This is a genomic window from Streptomyces sp. NPDC057654 (genome assembly GCF_042800135.1).
Lineage (GTDB): Bacteria > Actinomycetota > Actinomycetes > Streptomycetales > Streptomycetaceae > Streptomyces.
In genome coordinates, this window is sequence record NZ_JBHVHQ010001086.1 from 1 (window position 1) to 2,506 (window position 2,506).

The following is a 2,506-nucleotide window of genomic DNA, read 5'->3' on the forward strand; positions in this document are numbered from 1 at the left end:
GGTCGCGGCCGGCTCCTTTTCGAAAGAGCCTGCCGCGACCGTACCTATTTCACACGCGCGATCCGTCATGCGATCCGTCATGCGATCCGTTATGCGGCCCGTCGTGAGTCCCGGCATGAGATCCATGCGCCTGCGTCACCAGATCGATGGCGACCTCCAGGACAGCCTTGCGCTTCTCCTCGGGGTCGCCCTCGATGTTGTTGAGCGCGAACATTCCGGCGTGCACGCTGAACAGCGCGACCACGCAGCGCGCCTGGTCCACCAGCGGCGCCGTCGGGTCCCTGAGCAGTTCGCTCAAGGCGACCATGCGCCCCTTGAAACGCTCGCCGATGCTCAGTTCCCGCACCGTCGCCTGGTTCTCCTGCACGAAGCGGAAGAGGGGCGCGGCGGCGTGGAGGGAAGTGCTGTAGCGACGCAGGAGCTCCGTCATGGTCTCCAGGGTGTGGGGTTGTCCCTGGGCCCAGGAGATGAGCTCGTCCAGTGGTCGGCCGAGGTCCTCGAAGATGGAGACGAAGATGTCTTCCTTCGTCTTGAAGTGGTAGTAGAGGGCCGCCTTGGTGACGTCCAGCTCCTCGGCGATCTCCCGGAGTGAGGTCTTCTCGTAACCCTGCTCGACGAAGAGTCCGAGAGCGACGTCCTGAATGCGCTGGCGCGTGTCGCCCCGGCGCGAGTGCGGTGTGCCCATGGATGCTCTCCTGCGTTCGTCTGGGTGTGGGGCCCATTGAAACTTACTTGACGCCCGGCTAGTAGACGTCTACCTTACCGAGTGTACCCATCTAGCCGGTCGGCAAGTAAGTTGCTGGTCCGGCCTTCTTGCCGCCCCAGGGGGAGCAAAAAGTATGTCAAGCGCCCGTTCCCGACACGAGGAACCACCAGTGGATTCGCCGGACAGTTCGGTAAAGGCTCGGCAACCGCGCAGTGTGCGCGTCGTCCTCATGGCCCTGATGATCGCCATGCTGCTGGCCATGCTGGACAACATGATCGTGGGCACCGCGATGCCCACCATCGTGGGAGAGCTCGGGGGTCTGAGCCACCTCTCCTGGGTGGTCACCGCCTACACGCTCGCCACCGCCGCCTCCACCCCCATCTGGGGAAAGCTCGGCGACATGTACGGGCGCAAGGGCATCTTCCTCACCTCGATCGTGCTCTTCCTCATCGGTTCGGCGCTGTCGGGCATGTCGCAGTCGATGGATCAGCTGATCGCGTTCCGCGCCGTCCAGGGTCTGGGCGCCGGCGGTCTGATGGTCGGCGTGATGGCGATCATCGGCGACCTGATCCCGCCCCGTGAGCGCGGCAAGTACCAGGGCATGATGGCCGGCGTGATGGCCGTCGCCATGATCGGCGGCCCGCTGGTCGGCGGCACCCTCACCGACCACCTCGGCTGGCGCTGGTCCTTCTACATCAACCTGCCGCTCGGCGCGATCGCCCTGGCCATGGTCACGGCCGTACTCCACCTGCCGAAGAAGCGGGCCGAGGGCCGGATCGACTACGTGGGCGCGGCGCTGCTGACCATCGGCATCACCTCGCTCGTACTGATCACCACCTGGGGCGGCACGCAGTACGCCTGGGGCTCCGGCCGCATCATCGGCCTGGGCGTCCTCGGCGTCGCCGCGCTCATCGCGTTCGCCTTCGTCGAGCGCAAGGTCAGCGCGCCGGTACTGCCGCTGCACATCTTCCGCAACCGCAACTTCTCGCTCGTCACGGTGATCGGCTTCCTGGTCGGCTTCGTGATGTTCGGGTCGATGACCTTCCTGCCGCTCTACCAGCAGTCCGTACAGGGCGCCTCGGCCACCAACTCCGGTCTGCTGCTGCTCCCGATGCTGCTGTCGATGATGACCGTCTCGCTGATCGCGGGCCGCGTCACCACCAACACCGGCAAGTACAAAATGTTCCCGATCATGGGCGGCGCGCTCATCACCATCGGCCTGGTCCTGTTGGCCCAGATGGACACCGAGACCTCCCGCTTCACCTCGGGCGTCTACATGGCGGTGCTCGGCGCCGGCATGGGCTTCCTGATGCAGATGACCATGCTCATCGCACAGAACAGCGTCGAGATGAAGGACATGGGCGTCGGCTCGTCGTCGGCCACCCTCTTCCGTACGATCGGCGGCTCGTTCGGCGTCGCGATCTTCGGCGCGATCTTCACCAACCAGGTGAAGGACACGATGGTGGCGCGCCTCGGGGACAAGGGCGGCGCGTTCGTCTCCAGCGGGGCGCAGATGGACCCGAAGGCGCTTCCCAAGCTGCCGGCCATGGTCCGGGACGCGTACGAGCACGCCGTCTCCAGCGGTACGCACAACGTCTTCCTGTGGGGCGCGGGCATCAGCATCATCGGCTTCATCTGCGCCTGGTTCATAAAGGAGATCCCGCTCCGCGGCGCCGAGCCGAAGACGGAGACGGATTCCGCCTCCACGGACGCCGCAGCCTCCCCGGCCGAGCAGAAGGCGGCCAGCAGCGCCTGACGCGTCGGCGCACCGGACCACCACCGCCCGCCGCACCTGTTTCC

General features: G+C 66.0%; 2 protein-coding genes. One reads left to right on the forward strand and one right to left on the reverse strand.

Translation table 11 applies throughout. The annotated features are described in order from the left end of the window. Positions 1–49: 49 nt before the first annotated feature. Positions 50–685: a TetR/AcrR family transcriptional regulator gene (locus ACFU99_RS40735; protein WP_384402955.1), complete on the reverse strand. Its 636-nt coding sequence runs from the start codon at positions 683–685 to the stop codon at positions 50–52. A gap of 154 nt (positions 686–839) precedes the next feature. On the opposite strand from ACFU99_RS40735, the gene ACFU99_RS40740 reads away from it, so the two are divergent. After that, positions 840–2,462, forward strand: a complete 1,623-nt coding sequence (locus tag ACFU99_RS40740) for an MDR family MFS transporter (RefSeq protein WP_384402958.1) — start codon at positions 840–842, stop codon at positions 2,460–2,462. Positions 2,463–2,506: the final 44 nt, after the last annotated feature.

What these genes read in the sequence shown, in the direction of transcription:
- ACFU99_RS40740 (WP_384402958.1), top strand. Translation starts at nt 840, where the DNA reads ATGTCAAGCGCCCGTTCCCGACACGAGGAACCACCAGTGGATTCGCCG.
- ACFU99_RS40735 (WP_384402955.1), bottom strand. Translation starts at nt 685, where the DNA reads ATGGGCACACCGCACTCGCGCCGGGGCGACACGCGCCAGCGCATTCAG.